Raw genomic sequence first — 22405 nt, 5'->3', positions numbered from 1 at the left:
CCACATTGTCTGAAAACGGGGTGTAGCGCAGCCCGGTAGCGCGCTACGTTCGGGACGTAGAGGCCGTAGGTTCGAATCCTGCCACCCCGACTACTAAAAAGCAACAGCCTTCATACCAGGCGGCCGTTGCCGAGGACAATGTACCGGTGCCTTCCCGAAGGGCACCACGCTCGGGGTGTAGCGTAGCCTGGTATCGCGCCAGCATGGGGTGCTGGAGGTCGCAGGTTCGAATCCTGCCACTCCGACGACGGAAAGCCCGCTGAACCTAGGTTCGGCGGGCTTTTTTGCGTCTTGCTCCCAGGTGCTTAGCTGCTAATGACCGCCGGTTCTGCTAGCTGGTGTATAAGCCTATTCCTATTGTGCGTTAATCTGCCGTTCAGACCCGTTTTATCTTAATTCAATGCAAAAAATCCTGCTTTCGGCGTGTTTAATTTTCGGGGCGGCTGCCACGGCTCACGTCCAAACCGCTGCCGGCCAAATCCTGCTGGGCGGCAATGTTGGCTACTACAGCAACCAGCGCACGTCGCAACACCCCACTACCCAAGCCGATGTCAAGAGCATCGACCGGCAGTTTAGCGTATCGCCGCAGGTGGGCTATTTTGTTACCGACCGCCTTGCACTGGGAGCATCTGGGGGCTATACCAACTCCAAACTACGTAACGAGCAGCCCGACGCTCAAGCGCCCAACGCTACCTACAGCTGGGAAAACCGCACTTACTTCAAGAACGTGGGGGCCTTTGCGCGCTATTATTTCATGACCGGCGAGAAGACCGGCTTCTTTGGCCAGGGCGACCTGCGCTACAACTGGCAAAACACGTCTTACACCTCGTCTGAGCCGAGCGCAAACAACTACCGCAGTTGGGACAAGGGCGGCTCCGTGGGACTAATGCCGGGGTTCGTGTACTTCCCGACCGACAAACTGGGTCTGGAGCTGTCGGCCGGCGGCGTTTTGGCCGGCTACGCCAAAGGCCGGGCGGAGAACAACAACGGCAGTACCGCTTCGAAGGCTAAAGCGCAGTACGTCTCGGCCCACTTCGGCCTGACCCAGCTGCGGCTAGGGGCGTCGTTTTACCTCGGCCAGTAACTGCCGGGCCGCAACCGGGGCCGGGTGTTGGCCCCGGCTGCAGCTTGGGTACCGGCGGAGCTGGGCATCGCAGCGGGGCTGTACGGGCTTAGCGTCATAGCTCCCGGGCTGCGGCTTTGCGTCTGAGTTGGTGTGGAACAATGGCGCCGCACGGGGTTGAGCGGGCTGTTTCCACTCGTTCCGCGTATTAGGATTTCCGATGACGACTTACTTCCGCCTCTACCTTTTGCTCACCGGCCTCTCCGCGGGCGCCTGTACTTCTTCCATGCCCAGCAGCACCTCATCGCCCAGCGCTTCTGACCGCGCCATCGTGGCCGCGGACGCCACGCCACGGTTGGTAGCGCGGCAATTCAAGTTTACCGAAGGCCCGGCCGTAGACAAGGCCGGCAACGTGTTCTTCACCGATCAGCCCAACAACCAGATCTGGAAATACGACCTCGAAGGGAAGCTGAGCGTGTTTCTGAGCCCGGCGGGCCGGTCCAATGGCCTGTACTTCGATCCGCAGGGCAACCTGCTGGCCTGCGCCGACGAGCACAACCAGCTCTGGTCCATTGCGCCCGACGGGAAGGTAACGGTGCTGCTGCGCGACGTGCAGGGCCGCCGCCTTAACGGGCCCAACGACCTGTGGGTGCACCCGGGCAGCCAAGCCATCTACTTTACCGACCCTTATTACCAGCGCGACTACTGGACGCGCACCACCCCGGATATCGAGGGCCAGAAGCTGTACCTGCTGCCCAAGGGCCAGACGCAGCCGGTGGTCGTGGACGACCAGCTGAAGCAGCCCAACGGCATCATCGGCACGCCCGACGGCCGACTGCTGTACGTGGCCGACATCGGCGACAACAAGACGTACCGCTACCAGATCGGAGCCGACGGCCGCCTCTCCGACCGGCAGCTGTTCGTGGCGCAGGGCTCCGATGGAATGACCATCGACCACGAGGGCAACGTGTACCTCACCGGCCAAGGCGTGACGGTGTACAACTCGGCCGGCCAGCGCATCCAGCAGATCGATGTGCCCGCCAAGTGGACCGCCAACGTATGCTTCGGCGGCGCCGACCGCCAAACACTTTTCATCACGGCTTCCGAGGCGTTGTTTACGCTGCCCATGCGGGTGCACGGCGTGCAGTAATTGCCGCCAGCCGCGGGGCGGTGGCAACCGACTGTTGCCCAGAGGGGCCGCTCGCGCACATGCGCGGACGGCCCCTCTGGCTTTTTTACGCCAGCTGGTCACGTCAGGCAGCGCAGTCCTAACAACTCCCGTCTAGTCAGTATCTTACCCGTCCTTTCTCAGCTTCGCGGCGCTGCTCACCGGTGGCTTATCACTCAGGGTCTTACATTTGATTTAGCTCATCTTCATCCCCTCGCTACCCGCTTGAAACACCCCTACGCATCCTCTACGGCCCGGCCCCTGCTGAGCGCCCTGGCGCTGCTGCTGAGCCTGGCACCGGCGGTGGCCCAGCTTCGGCCGGCCGCTATCCTGCTTCGCGACCAGCCCGACGCTCCTTCCCTACTGGCGGCGGCTTTGCAGCGGGCGCGCCCCCTGGCCCTTGATGTGGCCGCCGCCCGCGCCGTGCTGGCCGATGCGCCACCCGAAACGCAGGCCGGGGCCCAGCCGCTGGTGCTGGCCCTGCCCCTGCCCGACGGCAGCACCGGCCGCTTCGCGGTGTGGCGCACGGCCGTGCTGGCGCCCGCGCTGGCGGCCCGTTACCCCCAGATGCAGACCTACGCGGGCCGGGGCCTGGACGACGCCACGGCTACCGTGCGCCTCGACCTGACGCCGGCGGGCTTCCACGCCCAGATTCTGTCGGCTACCGACGGCACGGTGTACATCGAGCCGGCCCGCCGCGACGACGTGCGGCACTACCTCAGCTTTTACCGCCGCGACGTGCGCCCCGGCGCGACGACGGGCATGAACTGCGACTTTCAGCCGGCCAAGACGGCGGCGCGCAACGCGGGGCCCGTGGCCGGCACACCGCTGCCCGGGCTGGGCTCGGGTCAGCCGGCGGCCATTGCTGGGGGCAGCCTGCTGCGCACCTACCGGCTGGCGGTAGCTACCACCGGGGAGTACGCCGCCTTTCACGGCGGCACCGTGCCGCAGACGCTGGCAGCGGTGGTGACGAGCGTCAACCGGGTGGTGGGCGTGTACGAGCGGGAGCTGGCCGTGCGCATGGTGCTGGTAGCCAACAACGACGCCGTCATCTACACCAACGCCGCCACCGACCCTTACACCAACAACAACGGCGACGCCATGCTGGACGAGAACCAGGCCAACCTGGACGCGGTTATCGGCACGGCCAACTACGACATCGGGCACGTGTTCAGCACCGGCGGCGGCGGCGTGGCCTACTACGCCTCCGTGTGCGACCCCGACGACAAAGCGCGGGGCGTAACGGGCAGCAACTCGCCGGTGGCCGATGCCTTCGACATCGACTACGTCGCCCACGAAATGGGGCACCAGTTCAGCGGCAGCCACACCTTCAACAGCACCACCGGCAGCTGCAATGGCAACCGCAGCCCCGAGGCGGCCTGGGAGCCCGGCTCGGGCAGCACCATCATGGCTTATGCCGGCATCTGCAGCAACAATAACCTACAGCCGAACTCCGACCCGTTTTTCCACGTGGGCTCCTTCGAGGAGATGCGCGCCTTTATCGTGAGCACGCCCTGCCCGGTGGTGACGGCCACCGGCAACACCCCGCCCGCGGTGAGCGGCCCGGCCAGCGGCAAGACGCTGCCGCGCAGCACCCCCTTTAAGCTGACCGCTACCGGCGCCGATGCCGACGGCGAGGCCCTGACGTACAACTGGGAGCAGATCGACCGGGGCAACAGCGCCTCGGCCACGGCCGCGCAGACGGCCAACAACAACGTGCCGCTGTTCCGCTCCTTCGTGCCCACGGCCTCGCCCACCCGCTACTTTCCGCGGCTGAGCAACCTGGTGGCGGGTACCACGGCCATCGGCGAGCGGCTGCCCACGGTGACGCGCCGCCTTACTTTCCAGGTAACAGCCCGCGACCAGCACAACGGCCCGCTCGGCGTGATAGGCGGCGTGAGCAGCAGCGACTCCGTGAAGCTGCTGGTGACCAGCACGGCCGGCCCCTTCGTGGTAACCAGCCCCAGCACGACCCTGACGTGGACCGGCGGCACCCAGCAAACCGTGACCTGGAACGTGGCGAATACCAACGCGGCCCCGGTAAGCTGCGCGACGGTCAACATCCGGCTGAGCACCGATGGCGGCCTGACCTACCCGACTCTGCTGGCGCTGGGCGTACCCAACAACGGCTCGGCTCTGGTTGCGGTACCCAGCGTGGCCACCACCACGGCGCGCATCATGGTGGAGGCCGCCGACAACTACTTTTTCAACATCTCCGCCGAAGACTTTAGCATCAGTAGCCCCAGCGTTTGCTCAGCGCCCACCATCCTGAGCATCAGCGCCATCAGCAACACCGTGGCCAGCCTGAGCTTTACGCCGGGCGCGGCCACGCAGTACGTGGTGACAACTACGCCCGCTACCACTACCCAAACGGTTACGGCCGGCCCCGTCACGCTCAGCGGGCTGCAGCCCGGTACCACCTACACCGTGCAGGTGGTGGCCGATTGCGGGGGAGGCAGCACCTCGGCCGCTGCTACGGCGACCTTCACCACCACCGCGCCGCCGCTGTGCAACGCGCCCTCGGAGCTAGCCATCAGCAACCGCACCCTCAACTCGGCCACGCTCACCTTCGTGGGCACGGCCAGCAACACCAGCTACACCGTCACGACGGTGCCGGCTACGACCACCCAGACCGTGGCCGGCGGGCCGGTAACCCTGACGGGGCTACAGCCGGCCACGCAATACACGGTGCGCGTGGTGGGCAACTGCGCCGGCGGGGCAACGTCGCTGGTGGCCCAGCTGAACTTCCGCACCCTGTTCCCGGCTCCGGCCAACGACCTCTGCGCCAACGCCCTCCCCCTGACCTGCGGCGTGCGCGTGCAGGGCACCACCAACGGCGCCACGGCCACCGCCGACCCTACCGCCGACTGCAGCGGTACCTCCATTGACCAAGGAGGCGTGTTCTACACCCTCACGGGTACGGGTGGCAGCATCACCATCAGCACCTGCGACGCGGCCACCGATTTCGACACCAAACTGTTCGTGTACCGCGGCAGCTGCGGCAGCTTCACCTGCCTCGACGGCAACGATGACAGCAGCTGCGGCATCGCCTCGACCGTCAGCTTCACCTCGGTTATCGGGGAGACGTACTACGTGTTCGTATCGGGCTGGGACGAGGAAGCCGGCTCCTTTGGTCTGCTGGCTACCTGCGCCCCCCTGGCGGCTAAGCAGACCAATGCCAACGCCTTCACGGTATGGCCGAACCCGGCTGGCGGAGGCGCTGCTTTCCGGGTAGCCCTGCCGGCGCCGGCCGCGGCGGCTACCATCACCCTGTACAATGTGCTGGGCCAGCAAGTGGCGCAGCGCCGGTTTGCCGGCAGCAATGCGGACCTCTCCACTACCGGGCTTGCACCGGGCACCTACCTGCTCACGGTGCAGGTAGCCGACCAGGCTCCGGCCGTGCGCCGCGTGCTGGTGGAGTAGCCCCACTCGCAGAATAAGTAAAAGCCGGCGCCTATTACGGGCGCCGGCTTTTTTGATGGCCTGGTTGGGGCTGGTAAAGGTTCTGGCTGACGCGCCGGCCGCTGGCTAAAACGGCGCGTGGCCAAGCATCAGGCATGCAAGTGGCAGCTTCAATGCGCCTGGCTTACAGCTGACTGGCAACTTTTCAGCTACTCGAATGCAACGAAACAAAAGTGGCCATGCACTATATTTCACCGGCCCGGCAGCGGCCCCAGCCGGCTTGCATCTCACCCCTCAATCCGTACCATTATGTCCAGAAAACTACTCGCGTTGCTCCTGGCCGGCATGCTGTGGAGCCATCAATCGGCCCAGGCCCAGCGTCGGTCTGACTTACCGCGCGTGGGAAGCGGTTCCTCTTCGGTGCGCACTGCCGTCAAGCCCTCACGCGCCCTGTGCCTGCCCCGCCGGACTACCACCTCATTTGTGGGCGTGAGCTACTACCGGCATTACTCCTGGGGCGATACCGTGGCGCGGCAGTTCGAGGCGACCCGCTGGGGTGCGTTCCTGGGCGCTTCGGCCTTTGCCAACCCGCACGCCGTGTTTGGCGGCCTGGAACTGGCCGGTACTTACCGCCTGGCGCCGCAGCTGCAGGCCGAGCTGGCCGGCACCATCGCCATTCCCACCCGCATCCGCTCCAGCCTGGGCGTGGCCGAAACCGCCAAGCCCATGCTCGGCCTCTACAGCATCGCGGCCCGCACCAACATTTTCCTGATTGACAACCCGCGGCTGCGCACGGCCGTCATAGCCGGCGCGGGCCTCGGCGCAGCCACCCTCGCCGACCGCAGCCAGCAGATAGCCGACGACAGCCAGCCGCAGAGCTGCGGCTGCGAGCCTAGCACCCACGCCAAAGTCATGGCGACCAGCGTGGGGCTGGTGGGGCTGGCCGGGGCTTCGGCTACCTTCAAGCTAAGCCCGGATTCGTGGCTGACCACCAAGGCCTACTACCAGCAGTGGGCCGGCGCCACCGGCTTCGGCACCCAGCGCGACCTATCGGCCTGGGTGTTCAGCGTGGGCGTGACGATGCCGGACCGCTGGCGGTAGATGCCCGAAACGCGGCTTTGCCAGGCCCGCCGCCGTACTTCGGCGGCGGGCTTTTTTGGGCCCGCGGAGCATTATGGCGTAGCCCCATCATAAGTTTGCCGCATCTTATTCACCAATTGCTCAGCGGAGCTATCATGAAATATCTTTTTGCGACGGCCCTTTTGGGGGTTGCTACCGCTGCCCAGGCCCAGATCGGGGCGGGTACGCTTTTGCTCGGCGGCCATGCCGGCTACTCCCAATCCACCCAGGAAGCTCCTATTACGTCGAGCAGCACGTCCCAGGAACTGGTGCGCAAGAACATGAGCGTGTCGGTGGCGCCGGTACTGGGCTACTTTGTGGCCGACAACCTGATGCTGGGGCTGCGGGGCGGCTTTCAGCAGACGCGCACCGTCACGCCGCTGTACGCCGTGTCGGTGAACAGTGGCACGATGACCTACCGTAAAATCCGCGACAATGTGGCGCGCGAAGCCAGCTGGACGGTGGGACCGGCAGCGCGCTACTACAAGTTCGTGGGCGAGCAGGCCGCCTTCTACGGGGAGCTGGGCGCCGGCTACGTTCAGGCCGAAACTGAGCAACCCAATAACCAGTCGACCGGTAGCATCGAGGCGGAAGCCAAAGGCTTCTACGGCGGGCTGGCCCCGGGCCTCGTGTTCTTTCCCACGCCCAGCATCGGCCTGGAGCTGAGCCTACGGGGGCTGCTGTACCAGCAGACCAAAACGAACAACAAGGGCTCGGACTACATCAGCACGGCCAAAAATTTCGACGCCGGCGTAAGCTTCCAGGATTTGCGCCTGGGCGTGTCGTTTTACCTGGGCCGGAAGTAATTACCCGCTGCCGTCCATCAACAGCCAGGCCGGCCCTACGCGGGGCCGGCCTGGCTGCTAAGGGGGCCTACTGTACCGTTACGAGCATTTCGGCGGGGGCATTCTCGGGAAACTGTTCCACGAACACGTTGCGCAGCTTGATCTTCTTGGCTTTGGCTTCGTCCTTCAGGGCGGGATAGAGCCGCCCCGGCGCCAGCATAAAGTTGGCTTCGACGCGCGCGCGCAGCACTTTCTGCCCGGCGGCAAAGGTGCGGTAGCGGTAGCCCACCGGCAGCCGTTGCGTGGTGGTATCGGGCACCACCAGCCCGATAAACGCCTCGATTTCTTCGCCTTCGGCCTGGGCATCGTTGTAATAGATGTTGCCCAGAACGCCCTTCAGCGTGCCCTTGCGGTACAGCTCATTGGCTTCGGCGAAGAGCTTGCCGAATTGCTTATCGGGGATGCCCTTGTAGTAGCGGCCGGCCAGGAAAATTGGCTGTTCGGTCCTGACCAGCTCGACTTTGGGCTGGCTGAAGCCCCCGAGCCAGGCATACACGCCGGCAAAACCCAGCAGCAGCACGCCCCCAATAATGAAAAACCAACGAGCCATGAACGGTGAACTAGTGAGGTGGTGAACGGGGGAGGTGGTGTTTGGGAGGCCAGCGCCGCGCATCTAGCGCAAGCAGCACGCCACTCACCCTTCGCCACCTCACGGGTTTATCTACTCGGTTACATACTGCATCTGGTAGAGTTGGGCGTAGTAGCCGCCAAGGCGCAGCAGTTCGTCGTGCTGCCCGCTTTCCTTGATTTCGCCGCGGTCAAGCACGATGATGCGGTCTGCCTTCTGGATGGTGCTCAGGCGGTGGGCAATGACCAGGGACGTACGGCCCAGCATGAGCTTTTCGATGGCGTCCTGAATCATTTCCTCGGTCTCGGAATCGACCGACGACGTGGCCTCGTCCAGGATGATGATGCGCGGGTCGTACACCAGGGCGCGCACGAAGCTGATGAGCTGGCGCTGCCCCACCGAAAGCGTGGAGCCGCGCTCCATGACCTTGTACTGCAGCCCGCCGGGCAGCCGCTCGATAAACCGGTCGGCACCCACGAGCCGGGCCGCGTTCCAGATCTGCTCCTCGGTGATGTCCTCGTTGCCCAGCGTGATGTTATCCTGAATCGTGCCGTTGAAGAGGAACACGTCCTGCAGCACCACCCCGATGTGGCGGCGCAGCGCCTTCAGGTCGTACTCGCGCAGGTTGTGGCCGTCGACGCAGATTTCGCCCTGCTGAATGTCGTAGAAGCGCGAGAGCAGGTTGATGATGCTGGTCTTGCCCGCGCCGGTAGCGCCCACGAAGGCAATGGTCTGCCCGGGCTTGGCTTCGAAGTTGATGTCGCGCAGCACCCAATCCGGCTCGTTGGCTGCGCCTTCCTGACGGTTGGCTTCGCCTTCCTTGCGGTTGTAAGCAAACCACACGTGGCGAAACTGCACCTCGCCGCGCAGGGTGGCGGGGCGGCGCGTGCCCTCGTCGGGGATGAACTCCTTGCTGTCGAGCAACTTCAGCAGGCGCTCGGTGCTCACCAGGCCCAGCTGCAGGGTGTTGAAGCGGTCCGCAATCTGCCGGATGGGCCGGAAAAACAGCGAGTTGTACATGATGAAGGCGATGAGCGCGCCCTTGGATATCGTGCCCTCGATCTGGCCCTGAGCGGCGTACCACACCAGCAGCCCCACGCCGATGGCGCCCAGCACCTCGGCCACCGGGAAGTACACCGAATAGTAGAGCACCGAGCGGATGTTGGCGCGCGTGTGCTCCTGGTTGAGCTTCTCGAACTTGCGGAACTCCCGCTCCTCGTTGTTGAAAATCTGCACGATGCCCATGCCCGTCAGGTGTTCCTGCACGAAGGCGTTCAGGTTGGCCACGGCCGTGCGCACCTCCTGAAACGACTTCTTGACCTTCTCCTTAAACACGTAGGTGCTGAAGAGCAGCGGCGGAATCACCGACAGGCTCACCAGGGTCAGCCGCCAGTCGATGTAGAACATAAAGGCCATGATGAACACCAGCTGCAGGATGTCGCCGATCATGGCCGCCAGTCCTTCGCTGAACACATCCGAGAGGGTTTCCACGTCGGAGATGTTGCGCGTGACGAGCACCCCGATGGGCGTGCGGTCGAAGAACTGCAGCCGCAGGTTCAGGATGTGCTGGTAGAGGTCCACGCGGATGTCGCGCACGATGTACTGGCCCAGCCAGCCGCCGTAGTACGTCTGCAGGTAGCTCACGCCGGTGTGGGCCACCAGCAGGCCCAGCAGCAGGGCAAACATGCGGTTCAGCCCCGGCCAGTCGCCGTTGCTGATCTGCACGTCTACCATGCGCTGAATCAGAAAGGGGCGCACCGTGCCAAGGATGGCCGTGGCCACCGTCAGCACGATGAGCAGCGCAAACACGCCGCGGTAGGGCCGGATATAGACCATCAGGCGCCGCAGCACCTGCCAGTCGAAGATGTTGCCGGCTTTGGCGGAGGTGGCGGCAGGTGCAGCAGATTCCACGGGCAGCGGATTAGGTCGGGAGAGAAGACGTACGGGGGCTAAACCGTCCGAACGCCCGGCAAGTTACAAGCAGACCCGTGGGCGACGGGCAAGCATCCATAAGAACGTCGTCCGGAGCGCCGCAATAGACCTTGCTCAAGCCCTGCCTAAGGGTACTGTGATGGGGCTGCGGACGCCGCGGTGCAAAGGCGCCGATGACTGCGCTTGTCAGTTGAAGCGGCCGAGTAAAAAAGAATTTTAACTGCGCCGGCCTCCGGTTCGGCGGCGCCTCAGCCTGACGTTCTACTTCCCCTGCTCCGGCTGCTTCCAGTAAAACGGCTGCAGCTCGGCATCCGTCACGAAAAACGGCTTGGCGACCGGCTCCTGGCCCGGCAGCAGGATTTCCGGCGGATACTCCACGCGGCTCAGAAACAGGCCGTGCGCCGCCGCCGCGCCGCTGGCCGCAATGCGCTGCTGCCGGTGCAGCACCTCGGCAAACGCGGCGGGCGTGAGCTTGCCGCGGCCTACGTCGAGCAACGTGCCTACCACCAGCCGCACCATGCCGCGCACGAAGCGGTTGGCCCGGATGCGGAACACAAGCCCGTGCGGCGTGGGGTGCCAGCCGGCTTCGTGTACCCAGCATACGTAGTGCGTTTCGGCCCCTTTCACCTTGGAAAACGCCGTGAAGTCGCGTTGGCCAACCAGGTCCTGCGCCGCCTCGTTCATGGCCTGCACGTCGGGGACTTTGTCGAGCCACAGGGCCTGGTCGCGCCGAAACGGGTCGCGGCGCAGCGTCACGTGGTACTCGTAGGAGCGCGCCACCGCTCCGAAACGCGCGTGCGCATCGGGCTGCACCGGGGTGAGGGCGTAGGCGCCGATGTCGGGCGGCAGGGCGCGGTTGAGGCGGTACAGCAGCTGCTCCAGACTCAGGCCGGCGGGCAGTTCCGCATCGAAATGCGCCACCTGGTGGGTGGCGTGCACGCCCGAATCGGTGCGGCCGCTGCCGAGGCAATACACCGGCTGCCGCAGAATCTGCGTGAGGCGGCGGTCCAGCTCCTGCTGCACGCTTGGCGCGCTGGGCTGCATCTGCCAGCCGCAGTAGGCCGTGCCGTCGTAGGCGAGTTCGAGGAAGTAGCGCATTAGGAGTGAAGAAGCAAGAATGAGAAAGGAGGAATGGGCGTTTTGCAGCCCGTTCTATTCAGGCAGCAGAAGAGTGAGGCAAGTCTTCCTTCTTCACTCCTCATTCTTCCTTAATCAACGCGTACAGCAGGCCGTCCACGGTCTGCCCATCCTTGGTGATGCTGCGGCGTAGCCGGCCCTCGCAGGCAAAACCAGCCTTTTCCAGCACCCGCGCCGAGGCCGTGTTGTACTCGAAGATTGTCGCGTAGAGTCGGCACACGTCGAAATGCGCGAAGGTGTGCGCTGCCAGTGCCTGCACCGCCGCCGTCGCGAGGCCGCGGCCCCAGTAGGCCCGGCCCAGCCAATAGCCGATTTCGGCCTCGCGGCGATTAATGTCGTGCTGGAACAGCACGCTGATGCTGCCGGCGGCTTCGCCGTCTACTTCGAGGCAGAGGTGCAGGTCCTGGCCGCCTTCCGCGTGCACGAAGCGCACGTACCACTCGGCATCGGCCAGGGCATACGGGTGCGGAAACCGGTCGCGCAGGTTCCGCCAGATGCCCCGGTCGTTGGCGTGGCGGGCCAGCGCCGGCGCATCGGCTGGCGCGAAGGGCCGCAGGCGCGCGGCCTCCTCCGGCAGAGGCAGCACGGGCCGCCGCGGGTCGGGAGCCGGCGCGGCGGGCATCAGATCTTTTCGTAGATCACCGCGGCCCCCTGCCCCACTCCCACGCACATCGTGGCCAGGCCGTACCGTACGCCCTCGCGGCGCTGCATCTCGTGGAGCAGCGTGGCCGTGATGCGGGCCCCGGAAGCGCCCAGCGGGTGGCCGATGGCAATGGAGCCGCCGTTGACGTTGATGCGGGCCGGGTCGAGCTCCAAATCGCGCACGCAGGCCAGCACCTGGGCCGCGAAGGCCTCGTTCAGCTCAATCAAGTCGATGTCGTGGATGGTCAGGCCGGCCCGCTGCAGGACTTTACGCGTCGCCGGTATCGGGCCGAGGCCCATCAGCGCTGGTTCCACGCCGGCCACGGCCGAGGCCACCACGCGGGCCAGCGGCCTGAGGTTGAAGCGCTTCAGCATTTCCTCGTTCACCACCATGGTGGCGGCGGCGCCGTCGTTGATGCCCGCCGAATTGCCGGCCGTCACGGTTCCGTTCGGGATAAAGGCCGGCTTGAGCAGCGCGAGCTTCTCCAGGGCCGTGGCGCGCGGGTGCTCGTCGGTGTCGAACATGACGGCCTCCGTCTTCGGTTGTGCCACGAACACGGGCACGATTTCGCGGCGGAAGCGGCCCCGCTCGAAGGCGCGCTGGTACTTGCGCTGCGAATCAAACGACCACTGATCCTGCTCCTCACGGCTGATGCCGTACTTCTTGGCTACGTTTTCGGCTGTTTCGCCCATGCTGTACGGGTGGTGCAGCTTGGCCAGCTTCGGGTTGACGAAGCGCCAGCCCAGGGTCGTGTCGTGGGCGGTGAAGTCGCGCCCGAAGGCCGTTTCCGACTTGGCCATGACGAACGGGGCGCGGGTCATGCTTTCGGCCCCACCGGCCAGAAACACTTCGCCTTCCCCCGCCCGCACGGCGCGCGTGGAATCGATGATGCTTTGCAGGCCCGAGGCGCAGAGGCGGTTGACGGTCACGCCGGCCACCGACAGCGGTAGGCCGGCCAGCAGCGCCGCCATGCGGGCCACGTTGCGGTTGTCTTCGCCGGCCTGGTTGGCGGCCCCGATGATAACGTCTTCGATCAATTGCGGGTCCACGCTCGGGTTGCGGCGCAGCAATTCGCGCAGCACGACGGCGGCCAAGTCGTCGGGGCGCACGGCGCTGAGGGCGCCGCCGAACTTGCCGACGGGTGTACGCACCGCGTCGACGATGTATGCTTCAGGCATTGGGTAAATGCGGGTTAGCGGAGTCTTTTGGCTACTTTTGCCGGCCGTAACAGGCCAGCCATTCGCTCATAACAACAAAGATGATACAAAGAATTCAAAGCGTTTTTCTGCTTCTGCTAGCCATCAGCATGGCCTGCGTGCTGTTTTTGCCTATCTGGACGAAGACCGACCCGATCAGTAACCAGAGCCTGACGATGACGGCTACGCAACTCTCGTCGTCGAACCCAGCGCAGGCCCCGGTGGCTACTTACGCCATTGCCGTGCTGGCGGCGGCTTCCGCGCTGGTGGCGCTGGCCGAAATCTTCCAGTACAAAAAGCGCATGACGCAGCTCATCCTCGGCTCGGTGAACATGCTGCTCATTTCGGCTACCATTGGTGCCAGCTTCTATTATTCCTCCGTAGGCGAGCAGATGCTCAACGTGAAAATGCACGGCGACTTCGAAGCCGGCTTCTACCTGCCGACGCTGGCCCTGCTGCTCAACCTGCTGGCCAACCGCTTCATCCGCCGCGACGAAAGGCTGGTGCGCTCCATGGACCGCCTGCGCTAAGCGCCCCTGCCGCTACGAACCGAAAAGGCCCCGACGCGCCGCGCCGGGGCCTTTTTGTGTGCCATGAGTAGCCGCGCTAGGCGCCGCGGCTTTGCTCGATAAATTGCTGCATTTCCCGCACGCTCGCGTCGAAGGTAAACACCTCGTATACCCGGTAGAAGTTTTGGCGGTCGGCCACGTGGGCGTAGGCAAACTTGGCCAGCTCCAGCCGCCCGCGGTCGAAGTCGATGCCGCCGAGCAGGCGCCGCAGGTCCTCGCTGCGGATGTCGCTTTCGGCCAGGGCCTGCTTGGCCAGCAACACCTTTTGGTCATCGAAAGAACGGCCGCGCACGGCCTGCAGCAGCTGGTCGGTTTCCTGGGCGTTCATCAGGTGACGGTAATAGTTGCCGCCGTTGTTGGAGCCCCCGTTGCCGTAGCTGCCCTGCGGCGGGTAGCCCGCCTCTGCGTTGCCGTGGTTACCGGTGGGCGGCTGGGGCGTATTGTACTGGCCCGGCCCGCCCTGGGTGTACGGCTCCCGGTCGTCGTCGTACCAGTCGTCGCGGGTGCCCGGCACCGGCCAGCTGCTGGGTCCGTTGAAAGGTATCGGCTGACTTTGGTAGCCGTAGTCGTCGGGGCGGCCGGGGCCGCGGCCGCCGGCCCAGCCGGGCAGCGGCACCTCCGATACGCGCTGCAGCACCGGCGGGTAGCCGCGGCGCGTCACGAGCACGAACCGGGTTTCGCGACCCGGAATCAGCGGCACGCGGGTGCGGTAGCTCAATACGCCGCCGTTGGCCGGCACCTGAAACTCGGCCCAGTGCTGCCCTGGGGCCAACCGGTTGAAGCGGACTTCCGTCATGCCGCCGCGCCCTCCGATGCGGTAGCCGTCGAGGCGCAGGCGGAAAGGCAGGCCACGCTCGGAGCGCACCGCCATGCCCGCCGGAATGGCCAGGGCCACCTGCACCGTCAGCAGCAGGCTCAGGCCTAGAAGTAGCATGTTTTTCATAGCTGTAAGAGAGCAGAAGCAAGGTTCCGGCGTGGAGCCTGCTGCTGCCGCGTAAGCCAACTTCTGTGCCAAACCGCCCGACTTCGCGACCAGCCGCCAAGTGTCCAACCCGGCGTCGAAGCAGCCAGGCGTTGTGCATAAAAAAAGCCTCCGCATCAATGATGCGGAGGCTTTTTCACTCTTCGGCTCGTGCTTAGTTCGTCGTCGAAGGCGTAGCGTTGATCTTGGTCACCTTGAACTCCGTGCGACGGTTCTTCTGGTGCTCCTCTTCGGTCTTGGCGGTCTTGATTACCGGGGCAGTTTCGCCGTAGCCTTTCGCCGTGATGCGCGACTGCGGAATGCCCTTCGAAATGATGTAGTCAACGGCCGACTGCGCGCGCTTCTGCGAGAGCGTCTGGTTGAAGGCATCCTTACCGCGGGCGTCGGTGTGCGAGCTGAGTTCGATGCTGATTTCTGGGTTGTCCACCAGGGTCTGCACCAGCTTATCCAGCTCCGTAGCCGCGTCCGGACGAATGTCCCACTTGTTGTAGTCGTAGAAGATGTTCTCCACCACGATGGCCTTGTTCTTCACGATCTTGTCGAGCGTGAGCGTCACCGGGATGGTGATGTCGTTCATCTCGTTCGGCAGCTGATCCTGCGCCGGAGCCTTGCCCACGGTGCTCACGTTCTGGCGAGCCGTGAAGTAGCCCCCACGGTCGGCTACAAAGGAATACGTGGCGGAGGTGTCCAGCTTCACTTTGAACGAGCCATCGGCCCCGGCCTGTACGTCCTGCTTCTGGCCGTTGGCACCGATAATGGTTACGGTTTCGTTGGCCAACGGCTCCGTAGCGCCCGTTTTGGCGTCCTTGCCGAGCACTTTGCCCTCGGCGTAGAAGGTCACCAGCTTGAGCGGCTTCTTGCGGAACATGTACAGGTCGTCGGAGCCTTTGCCACCGGCGCGGTTCGAGGAGAACACGCCCACGTCGTTGCCCGTCAGGAACGGCGCAAAGTCGTCGCCGGTGCTGTTGATTGGGGTGCCCAGGTTCACCACTTTGCCTTTCTCCACGCGAAACAGGTCGAGCTTGCCCAGACCGGGGTGTCCATCGGAGGAGAAGTACAGCGTGCCGTCCGGCGCCAAGGCCGGGAAGTTGTCGTTGCCGGGGGTGTTGATCTGGTCGCCCAGGTTCTCCGGCGTCGAGAAGCGGTTGTTGGCGCCCAGCGTCGACTTGTAGATGTCGTTGCCGCCCTGCCCGCCGGGGCGCGACGAGGCGAAGTACAGCGTCTGCCCGTCGGGCGAGAGCACCGGCGCGAAGTCGTCGGCCTTGCTGTTGTTGATGCCGCGAATCAGCTCGGGCTCCGTCCAAGTGCCGCCGCGGAAGTACGAGGCGTACAGGTCCACGCTCAGGAAGCCTTTCTTCGAGCCGTCGTTCGAGCGGGCGAAAACCATCATCTTGCCATCGGGCGAGAAGGTGGCCGAGGCCTCGTGGGTGCCAGGCTTGTTGAAGATGGGCTTACCGGCGTCCTTGGCCGGGGCAGCGGCCGGCGCCGGCGTAGTGCCCGTAGCACCCGCAGCCGGGGCCGCTGGCCCGCCGCCACCGATGGCGACCGACTCGTACGACACCACCGTGCCGCCGGTCATCTTGCTCAGGTCATCAAACTTGATGGCGTACAGGTCGTTGAACCCTTCACCGTTGCCGCGGTAGGTTTTTCCGTCGCGGCCCGAGGCAAAAATCAGCTCTTTGGTGTCGGGTTTGATGGTGGCGCTGAAGTCGGAGGAAGCCGAGTTGATCTGGTCCAGCGGCATCACCTCGTTGTTGTTGCGCGAGGCCAGCAGGGTGGTTGCGGCCTGGGCATTCTGGGCTTCGCGCTCGGCTCGGGCTACCAGGGCGCGGTTGGTGCCGCTGGTTGCGTACTGCTGAAACTGCGTGGCCGCCTCCTCGTACTTCCCGTTCGCCTTCAGGGCCAGAGCGTAGTAGAAGGGAGCATCGGCGTTTTTCACCCCACCGTCTAGGGCAGCCTTGTAGTACTGCTCCGCCAGCTCGATGCGGTTCGAGACGCGGTACGCCTCGCCGATTTTGTAGTTGGCCGTAGCAATATCCTTGCCCTTGGCCACATCGGCTTTGTACAGCTCAATGGCGGTTTCGTATTCGCCACGCGCAAAGCGTTTGTCGGCCTTGCTCAGGCCGCCCGACGCGGCGCAGCCGCCGAGCACGGCTACCGAGCCAGCCGCTGCGCAAGCAACGATGAGGTTCTTCATAAGGTGGTAGAAAGAGAGAAGGTGGGGTGGTGGGTGTGGGGCGGTCCGGGTAGACCAATTGCGCCCAAATTGGGGCTAGCAATAATACTAAGTTTACATAGTATTCCGCCGTTGCTTCGGATTTTTTCCTAGCTGCCAGTGAAATAACGAGCCAGCCACGTCGTTGCGGCTGGCGCCGGCCAGTTGCGCTCCAGTTCCGCCCGCTGGGCCACGGTGTTGTCGAAGTAAGGCGAATCGGGACGCAGCACTCCGGTTAGCACGGCTTGCTTCAACTCCCGGCGCGGCACCAGCAGCACCTCCCCTTCGGGGCTTAGGAAAGCCATGTCTTCCTTGGCCAGCAGTTGCAAGCCAAGCCGCTCTTCCAGCTCGCGCACGAAGCGCACGGAAGCGTCGATGGAGCAGCCACTGGCATCGGCCACGGCTTCATCCAAGCCAATGACGAGAAACTGCCGGTGCCGAACCTCGGCCGAAGCGCGCAGGGTGCGGCCGTGACTGGTCCAGGCTTCGGAAAACTGCTGCAGGGCGGGCTGCACGGCCGTCAGCTCGGCATCGGTGAGCGGGCGGCTGGCCTGGTAGATCCAGACACGCGCCGTAGCGGGGAGTTCGTGAAAAGCGACGAACATAAAAGCGAAGGAAAAACTGACGACCGTTAACCATACCTAAGTTTCGGGCGGCCGTCGGTACAAGGAAAAGGCCCGCGCCCCGGACGAAAGTTCCGGCGGCGCGGGCCTGAAATTAAGCAGCTTCCGCTACTCCAAAAGCCTAGGCATTGAGGCCTTCGGCCGAAGCCACCAGCTCGGCCAGGTCGAACACCTGCACGGAGCTTTCCCGCTCCTTGTTTTTCACCCCGTCGCTCATCATGGTCATGCAGAAGGGGCAGCCCACGGCGATGATGCTGTTGTCGGTGTTGCGCGGGGCGGGCGTGGCGCCGGCGTTGCCGCTTTCCACGCCGTACAGCGCGTCTAGAGCCGCTGCATTACCGTCGAGGGTAGCCAGGGCCTCCTCGGTACGCTCCACGTTGATGTCCTTTTTGCCGGGCTCCGGCTCCTTCCACATCTGCGCGCCGCCGGCGCCGCAGCACAGGCCGTTGGCTTTGCTGCGCTTCATTTCCACCAGGTCGGCATCGAGGGCGGCCAGCACCTCGCGCGGGGCTTCGTAGATGTCGTTGGCGCGGCCCAGGTAGCAGGAGTCGTGGAAGGTGATGCGGCGGCCCTTGAACGATTCGCCGCCCTGCACCTTCACGCGGCCTTCGTTGATGAGCTGCTGCAGGAAGGTGCTGTGGTGAATCACCTCGTAGTTGCCGCCCAGCGCGGGATACTCGTTCTTGATGGTGTTGAAACAGTGCGGGCAGGCCGTCACGATCTTCTTGATGCCGTAGCCGTCGAAGGCGGTGATGTTCTGCATGGCCTGCATCTGAAACAGGAACTCGTTGCCGGCCCGCTTGGCCGGGTCGCCGGTGCAGGTTTCTTCCATGCCCAGCACGGCGTACTTCACCCCCACGTGCTCCAGAATGCGCACGAAGGCGCGGGTCACGCGCTTGTACCGGTCATCGAAGGCGCCGGCGCAGCCCACCCAGAACAGCACCTCGGGCGTTTCGCCCCGGGCCGCGAGGTCGGCCATCAACGGGACGTTTACTTGTCGCTTGGCTACTTGCTCAGCCATTGTATCTAGTTGACAGTTGTCAGTTATTAGTTGTCAGGAGGGTCGTCAGCACCGGTTGTTATTGCCTATTCACTGACAACGGACAACCCGCCACTGACAACTCATTTATGCTTTCTCGGCCACGTACAACTCGTCGGCCCAGTTGAAACGGTCGGAGGGCGAGAAGGCCCAGGGCGCGCCGTTGTTTTCGATGTTCGAGAACATCACGTTGAGCGAGTTCGGCGCAGCCGACTCCTCCAGCACCAGGTAGCGGCGCATCTCGATGATGCTGTCGAGCGGGTTGATGTTTACCGGGCAGGCTTCCACGCAGGCGTTGCAGGTGGTGCAGGCCCACAGCTCTTCGGGCGTCACCTTGCCGCGCACCAGGGCGCCTTCTTCGTCCACGTGCACGCGCTCCTCGCCCTGGTACTTGTTCGGCTCGAAAATCAGCGGCGAGTTGTATTTCTCCTCAATCCGGTCGCGCGTGTCCATGATGATCTTGCGCGGGGAGAGTAGCTTGCCGGTAATGTTGGCCGGGCATACCGAGGTGCAACGGCCGCACTCGGTGCAGGAATAGGCGTTGAGCAGGTTCAGCCACGACAGGTCGTCGGCGTCCTTGGCTCCGAAGCGCTGCACCACCGGCTGCCCCTCGGCATCGACGGGCGGGGCGGGCACCTGGTAGCTCGGGTCCATCATGGCTTTCACTTCATGGGTGATGCTGTCCACGTTGGAGAACTGGCCCTGGGGGACCAAACGCGTGTAGTACACGTTCGGGAAGGCCATGATGATGTGGAAGTGCTTCGAGGAGGGCAGGTAGTTTAGGAAGGCCAGAATGCCCAGGATATGCAGCCACCAGCCCACGCGCTCCAGCACGTGCAAGGCCGCTACGCTATCCGGAAACAGGCCCACCAGCAACGAGCTGATGGGGAACGAGCCGGGCAGATCGACGCCCTCCAGTTGATGCAACTTCAGATCGGCGGTGTTCATGGTGAACAAGGCCGCCATCAGAATGATTTCCACGTAGAGAATCACGTTGGCATCGAGGCGGGGCCAGGCGCGCATTTCCACGCCGGTCAGGCGGCGCACCGGTTGGGCGCGGTTGCGGCGCCACCAGAAAGCAATAACGGCCACTATGACCAGCGCCCCGAGGATTTCGTTGGTAGCCATCAGCACGTCGTACAGCGGCCCCAGAAAGCTCAGGGCCCGGTGGGTGCCGAAGATGCCGTCGATCATGATTTCGACTACCTCGATGTTGATGACCAAGAAGCCCACGTACACGACGAGGTGAAGCAAGGCCGGCGTGATGCGCTTGAACATCTTCTGCTGGCCGAAAGCCACGAGCAGCGTTTTGTTGATCCGCTCACTGACGGGCCCGCCCATCACGCGGTCCTTGCCCTTGAGAATGTTGGCGCGAATCTTTCGCACCTGCCACGCGAACAGCCCAATGCCCAGGGCTGCGACGAGCAGAAAGATAATTTGTTGTACCACGGTCGGAGGGGAATGGTGGGCCGGCAAGATAGTAGGCATGCCGAATACTTTTGCTACGCACACAAAAGTATTCCGTTTTCGCAGCAAGATTTTTTTTGTTCGAATTCTTGCTTTGTGAATCCTAGTGTGTAGTTTTGCGCTCCATTCAGCCACCAAGGCTACTTGGTGATGTAGCTCAGCTGGTAGAGCAAAGGACTGAAAATCCTTGTGTCGGCGGTTCGATTCCGTCCATCACCACAAAAACCCCTCTTTGCATCGCGCAAAGAGGGGTTTTGCTTTTACTAGCCTTTGGGTGGAGCAGACGCCCTTGATCGAAATGCTGAAAGCTTTAGCCGGCTAATCAACAAGCAAAACCACTAGCTTGTTGATTACCAACTCGCTCAGCTACCAAGTGGCAACACTCGCACCGCGGCGTTATCCTAGCGCTTAGTCCTGACGAACAACGGTTGGCAACGGGTGCCTTGTAAGGCGCGCAAGCCGCGGCTAACGCGGTTGGTGGGCGTTCATCACCCGGTCAATGTCTAAGGTCGGCCATCCCCAAGGCACCCTACGGGCCGGAACTGATACGGAGTTCGTCTTTCAGACTTTCCTGATCTTGTTGCTTCCGGGTCCTGGCGCAATGCTGTTCAAAAACCCGTTTCAAGGCTACTTAATCTGGTAGCGTATACTTGATTAGCCGGCCTTTTTTATTAGCCGGCCTTTTTTGCCGGCCGCCTTACTTCCAGCATTACCTGCTCATTTACACTGCGCAAGGGGCCGAGGACCACCTCACGCGTGTCTTGAAGTAAGTGTTGCCCTGGGACCTGAAGCCGAGCGATGAAGCAACCGGACGGAAGTCCCAAGCTATGACGCTGCAGGATACTTTCTGCACCTACCGGTGGCTAGACTTTCGTATGCACCTGTGTGCCCTCTTTATCGACATAAAGGGCCAACCGAAGTCCGTCTCTGTGCTTTTCTCTACCTGCATCAGTCCCATGTACCATTTCACATCCTTGTTCACTGCTCTGTACGCGGCTTCTCTGCTGCTCAGCGGCTGCAGCGGCGACCAGTCAACTAATTCGGGCGCCGCCAACGCCGAAGCTCCCTCCACTGCCCCACTTGGCCCGGGCGATACGGCCGGCATGGACCATTCAGCCATGGGTCACGGCGGGACTGCCCTAGCGGGCAATGATTCGCCGCAACTCGCTGCTATGAACGAAATGATGCAAAAGATGCACGCCCTACCGATGCAGGGTAATTCCGACCTCGACTTTGCACGCCATATGCTGGCTCATCACCAAGGAGCCGTGGTGATGGCTGAAATAGAACTGCGCGATGGTCAAGACGCTATCATGCGCCAGATGGCCCAGAAAATCAAAGCGGATCAGCAAAAGGAAATTACTGACTTGGAGGCTGTGGCCGCACGCCTCGCTAACGCCCCCGCCAATTACCAGCCGCAGAATCCCAACGACCCTTTTGCCAGCAAGATGAAAGCGTCGATGGATGTCATGATGCAGGACATGCCCGAACCTACCGCCGATCCGGACCTGAGCTTCAACCGGCTCATGACCGTGCACCACCAAAGTGCTGTGGACATGGCCCGGGCCGAACTAGCCCATGGCCAGGACGCACGGCTCAAGCAGATGGCGCAGCAGATGGTTGACGCGCAGCAAAAAGAAATCGAGCAGTTCAAGGCCTGGCATAAGCAGCACGCGGACAAGATGTAGCCACCCGCTACTTCCTCGCGTTGGGTTTACGACATGCCATTGCTGGCTGCTCTGCAGCCGACGCGGATCAACCGTCAATAAAAAGGGGCTAACTGTGTTTTGACCGGCCCGCAGCACTATTTATTCGAGGCCAGTGACAGCGAAATAGTTTAGACCTTAGATTGCAGACTCCAACTACCTCTTCCATGAAGCCTGCATTATTCGGCCTGGGACTAGTTGCTTTGCTTTCCGCTTGCGGCTTACGGTCGACTTCTAGCACGGCGAGCGAGGCAGCCGACATGGCTTCTTCCGTTAGGGAAGGCAAGCGGGCCCTGGCGCGCAATGCCGGGTCGCCGACCCGAACGACCGTTACCAACCTATTTCCGACGGCGGGGGTAGAAGCCGTTTTTGCGGGGCGCGTGGGCCGTTGGGAGGCTACCTTTCTGCTTACACGGGACTCGGGTGGGGGCATTAGTGGCACCTACCAATATTACAAAAGGCCCAATGTCACCTACGACCTGTTGGGGGTCGTAAACCCCGACAATTCGCTTACCCTAACCGAGCTTACGAACGGACAAGTCTCCGCCACCTGCTTGCTCAAGCCTGCGGGCGGCTGCCTGGAGGGCATGATGAACAACACCGACGGCCGCCAGCTCATGATGAGCTTATGTCCGGCTTCACCAGAAACTGGCAAATAGCTTTCTGTTGGCAATGCCTCCGGGGCTGCTTGCGCCTGTCTGCTCGGGTGCTGCGGGAAACTGGCTGCCCCG

Annotated in this window: 18 protein-coding genes and 3 tRNA genes; 11 read left to right on the top strand and 10 right to left on the bottom strand. The window is 63.4% G+C overall.

Going from position 1 to position 22405, the window contains the following annotated elements:
• The first annotated feature begins 16 nt into the window (after window positions 1–16).
• The 7 genes from ACYVKQ_RS04300 (at window position 17) to ACYVKQ_RS04270 (ending at window position 7558) form a co-directional block, all read left to right on the top strand.
• Window positions 17–90, top strand: a tRNA-Pro gene (locus tag ACYVKQ_RS04300).
• A gap of 81 nt (window positions 91–171) precedes the next feature.
• A tRNA-Pro gene (locus ACYVKQ_RS04295) sits at window positions 172–245 on the top strand.
• A 155-nt stretch (window positions 246–400) separates the two neighbouring features.
• The gene (locus ACYVKQ_RS04290; RefSeq protein ID WP_460575967.1) at window positions 401–1084 is read left to right on the top strand and encodes a hypothetical protein; all 684 of its coding nucleotides are present in this window, start codon (window positions 401–403) and stop codon (window positions 1082–1084) included.
• A gap of 199 nt (window positions 1085–1283) precedes the next feature.
• Window positions 1284–2213 (top strand): SMP-30/gluconolactonase/LRE family protein, encoded by a 930-nt coding sequence (locus ACYVKQ_RS04285; protein ID WP_460575965.1) that lies wholly within the window; start codon window positions 1284–1286, stop codon window positions 2211–2213.
• A gap of 243 nt (window positions 2214–2456) precedes the next feature.
• Window positions 2457–5654, top strand: a complete 3198-nt coding sequence (locus tag ACYVKQ_RS04280; protein ID WP_460575963.1) for a reprolysin-like metallopeptidase — start codon at window positions 2457–2459, stop codon at window positions 5652–5654.
• Between the two features lie 288 nt (window positions 5655–5942).
• Window positions 5943–6734, top strand: a complete 792-nt coding sequence (locus ACYVKQ_RS04275) for a hypothetical protein (RefSeq protein WP_460575961.1) — start codon at window positions 5943–5945, stop codon at window positions 6732–6734.
• A 134-nt stretch (window positions 6735–6868) separates the two neighbouring features.
• The gene (locus ACYVKQ_RS04270; RefSeq protein ID WP_460575959.1) at window positions 6869–7558 is read left to right on the top strand and encodes an outer membrane beta-barrel protein; all 690 of its coding nucleotides are present in this window, start codon (window positions 6869–6871) and stop codon (window positions 7556–7558) included.
• Between the two features lie 67 nt (window positions 7559–7625).
• Here ACYVKQ_RS04270 and ACYVKQ_RS04265 read toward each other — a convergent pair whose 3' ends face one another.
• The 5 genes from ACYVKQ_RS04265 to ACYVKQ_RS04245 all read right to left on the bottom strand — a co-directional run bounded on the left by ACYVKQ_RS04265 (window position 7626) and on the right by ACYVKQ_RS04245 (window position 13055).
• A complete protein-coding gene (locus ACYVKQ_RS04265) occupies window positions 7626–8147 on the bottom strand; it encodes a porin family protein (RefSeq protein ID WP_460575957.1) in 522 nt (173 codons plus the stop codon).
• 111 nt (window positions 8148–8258) lie between these two features.
• Window positions 8259–10001 carry an ABC transporter ATP-binding protein gene (locus ACYVKQ_RS04260; RefSeq protein ID WP_460576070.1) on the bottom strand — a complete coding sequence of 581 codons (1743 nt, stop codon included), beginning with the start codon at window positions 9999–10001 and terminating at the stop codon, window positions 8259–8261.
• Window positions 10002–10358: 357 nt separating this feature from the next.
• Window positions 10359–11195 carry a tRNA pseudouridine synthase A gene (truA, locus tag ACYVKQ_RS04255; protein WP_460575955.1) on the bottom strand — a complete coding sequence of 279 codons (837 nt, stop codon included), beginning with the start codon at window positions 11193–11195 and terminating at the stop codon, window positions 10359–10361.
• 100 nt (window positions 11196–11295) lie between these two features.
• Window positions 11296–11856: a GNAT family N-acetyltransferase gene (locus ACYVKQ_RS04250; protein ID WP_460575953.1), complete on the bottom strand. Its 561-nt coding sequence runs from the start codon at window positions 11854–11856 to the stop codon at window positions 11296–11298.
• On the bottom strand, window positions 11856–13055 hold the full coding sequence (locus ACYVKQ_RS04245; protein WP_460575951.1) for a thiolase family protein: 1200 nt from the start codon (window positions 13053–13055) through the stop codon (window positions 11856–11858). The genes ACYVKQ_RS04250 and ACYVKQ_RS04245 overlap by 1 nt, the downstream gene beginning before the upstream one ends.
• Before the next feature lie 80 nt (window positions 13056–13135).
• Between ACYVKQ_RS04245 and ACYVKQ_RS04240 the strand changes: the two genes are divergently transcribed.
• Window positions 13136–13603, top strand: coding sequence for a DUF4293 domain-containing protein (locus ACYVKQ_RS04240; RefSeq protein ID WP_460575949.1), 468 nt, complete (start codon window positions 13136–13138; stop codon window positions 13601–13603).
• A gap of 76 nt (window positions 13604–13679) precedes the next feature.
• On the opposite strand, the gene ACYVKQ_RS04235 is transcribed toward ACYVKQ_RS04240, so the two are convergent.
• The 5 genes from ACYVKQ_RS04235 to ACYVKQ_RS04215 form a co-directional block, all read right to left on the bottom strand.
• The gene (locus ACYVKQ_RS04235) at window positions 13680–14585 is read right to left on the bottom strand and encodes a DUF4476 domain-containing protein (protein WP_460575947.1); all 906 of its coding nucleotides are present in this window, start codon (window positions 14583–14585) and stop codon (window positions 13680–13682) included.
• Window positions 14586–14778: 193 nt separating this feature from the next.
• Complete coding sequence (locus ACYVKQ_RS04230; protein ID WP_460575945.1) at window positions 14779–16821, bottom strand: OmpA family protein; 2043 nt, start codon at window positions 16819–16821, stop codon at window positions 14779–14781.
• Between the two features lie 128 nt (window positions 16822–16949).
• Complete coding sequence (locus ACYVKQ_RS04225; RefSeq protein WP_460575944.1) at window positions 16950–17444, bottom strand: hypothetical protein; 495 nt, start codon at window positions 17442–17444, stop codon at window positions 16950–16952.
• 139 nt (window positions 17445–17583) lie between these two features.
• A complete protein-coding gene (locus ACYVKQ_RS04220; RefSeq protein WP_460576069.1) occupies window positions 17584–18441 on the bottom strand; it encodes a (Fe-S)-binding protein in 858 nt (285 codons plus the stop codon).
• A 147-nt stretch (window positions 18442–18588) separates the two neighbouring features.
• The gene (locus ACYVKQ_RS04215; protein WP_460575942.1) at window positions 18589–19989 is read right to left on the bottom strand and encodes a 4Fe-4S dicluster domain-containing protein; all 1401 of its coding nucleotides are present in this window, start codon (window positions 19987–19989) and stop codon (window positions 18589–18591) included.
• A gap of 125 nt (window positions 19990–20114) precedes the next feature.
• Between ACYVKQ_RS04215 and ACYVKQ_RS04210 the strand changes: the two genes are divergently transcribed.
• From ACYVKQ_RS04210 to ACYVKQ_RS04200, 3 genes are all read left to right on the top strand, one after another.
• Window positions 20115–20187: transfer RNA gene (locus ACYVKQ_RS04210), tRNA-Phe, on the top strand.
• Window positions 20188–20942: 755 nt separating this feature from the next.
• Complete coding sequence (locus ACYVKQ_RS04205) at window positions 20943–21656, top strand: DUF305 domain-containing protein (protein WP_460575940.1); 714 nt, start codon at window positions 20943–20945, stop codon at window positions 21654–21656.
• Between the two features lie 185 nt (window positions 21657–21841).
• Window positions 21842–22333, top strand: coding sequence for a hypothetical protein (locus tag ACYVKQ_RS04200; protein WP_460575938.1), 492 nt, complete (start codon window positions 21842–21844; stop codon window positions 22331–22333).
• Window positions 22334–22405 lie beyond the last annotated feature (72 nt).

The sequence above is a fragment of the Hymenobacter coalescens genome, from assembly GCF_054783195.1.
Note: the sequence above shows the minus strand (reverse complement) of the source record. Positions and strands in the feature narration are given on the sequence as shown.

What these genes read in the sequence shown, in the direction of transcription:
- ACYVKQ_RS04235 (WP_460575947.1), bottom strand. Translation starts at nt 14,585, where the DNA reads ATGAAAAACATGCTACTTCTAGGCCTGAGCCTGCTGCTGACGGTGCAG.
- ACYVKQ_RS04220 (WP_460576069.1), bottom strand. Translation starts at nt 18,441, where the DNA reads ATGGCCGACCTCGCGGCCCGGGGCGAAACGCCCGAGGTGCTGTTCTGG.
- ACYVKQ_RS04230 (WP_460575945.1), bottom strand. Translation starts at nt 16,821, where the DNA reads ATGAAGAACCTCATCGTTGCTTGCGCAGCGGCTGGCTCGGTAGCCGTG.
- ACYVKQ_RS04285 (WP_460575965.1), top strand. Translation starts at nt 1,284, where the DNA reads ATGACGACTTACTTCCGCCTCTACCTTTTGCTCACCGGCCTCTCCGCG.
- ACYVKQ_RS04245 (WP_460575951.1), bottom strand. Translation starts at nt 13,055, where the DNA reads ATGCCTGAAGCATACATCGTCGACGCGGTGCGTACACCCGTCGGCAAG.
- ACYVKQ_RS04225 (WP_460575944.1), bottom strand. Translation starts at nt 17,444, where the DNA reads ATGTTCGTCGCTTTTCACGAACTCCCCGCTACGGCGCGTGTCTGGATC.
- ACYVKQ_RS04270 (WP_460575959.1), top strand. Translation starts at nt 6,869, where the DNA reads ATGAAATATCTTTTTGCGACGGCCCTTTTGGGGGTTGCTACCGCTGCC.
- ACYVKQ_RS04275 (WP_460575961.1), top strand. Translation starts at nt 5,943, where the DNA reads ATGTCCAGAAAACTACTCGCGTTGCTCCTGGCCGGCATGCTGTGGAGC.
- ACYVKQ_RS04240 (WP_460575949.1), top strand. Translation starts at nt 13,136, where the DNA reads ATGATACAAAGAATTCAAAGCGTTTTTCTGCTTCTGCTAGCCATCAGC.
- ACYVKQ_RS04200 (WP_460575938.1), top strand. Translation starts at nt 21,842, where the DNA reads ATGAAGCCTGCATTATTCGGCCTGGGACTAGTTGCTTTGCTTTCCGCT.
- ACYVKQ_RS04265 (WP_460575957.1), bottom strand. Translation starts at nt 8,147, where the DNA reads ATGGCTCGTTGGTTTTTCATTATTGGGGGCGTGCTGCTGCTGGGTTTT.
- ACYVKQ_RS04250 (WP_460575953.1), bottom strand. Translation starts at nt 11,856, where the DNA reads ATGCCCGCCGCGCCGGCTCCCGACCCGCGGCGGCCCGTGCTGCCTCTG.
- ACYVKQ_RS04260 (WP_460576070.1), bottom strand. Translation starts at nt 10,001, where the DNA reads ATGGTCTATATCCGGCCCTACCGCGGCGTGTTTGCGCTGCTCATCGTG.
- ACYVKQ_RS04215 (WP_460575942.1), bottom strand. Translation starts at nt 19,989, where the DNA reads ATGCCTACTATCTTGCCGGCCCACCATTCCCCTCCGACCGTGGTACAA.
- ACYVKQ_RS04290 (WP_460575967.1), top strand. Translation starts at nt 401, where the DNA reads ATGCAAAAAATCCTGCTTTCGGCGTGTTTAATTTTCGGGGCGGCTGCC.
- truA (WP_460575955.1), bottom strand. Translation starts at nt 11,195, where the DNA reads ATGCGCTACTTCCTCGAACTCGCCTACGACGGCACGGCCTACTGCGGC.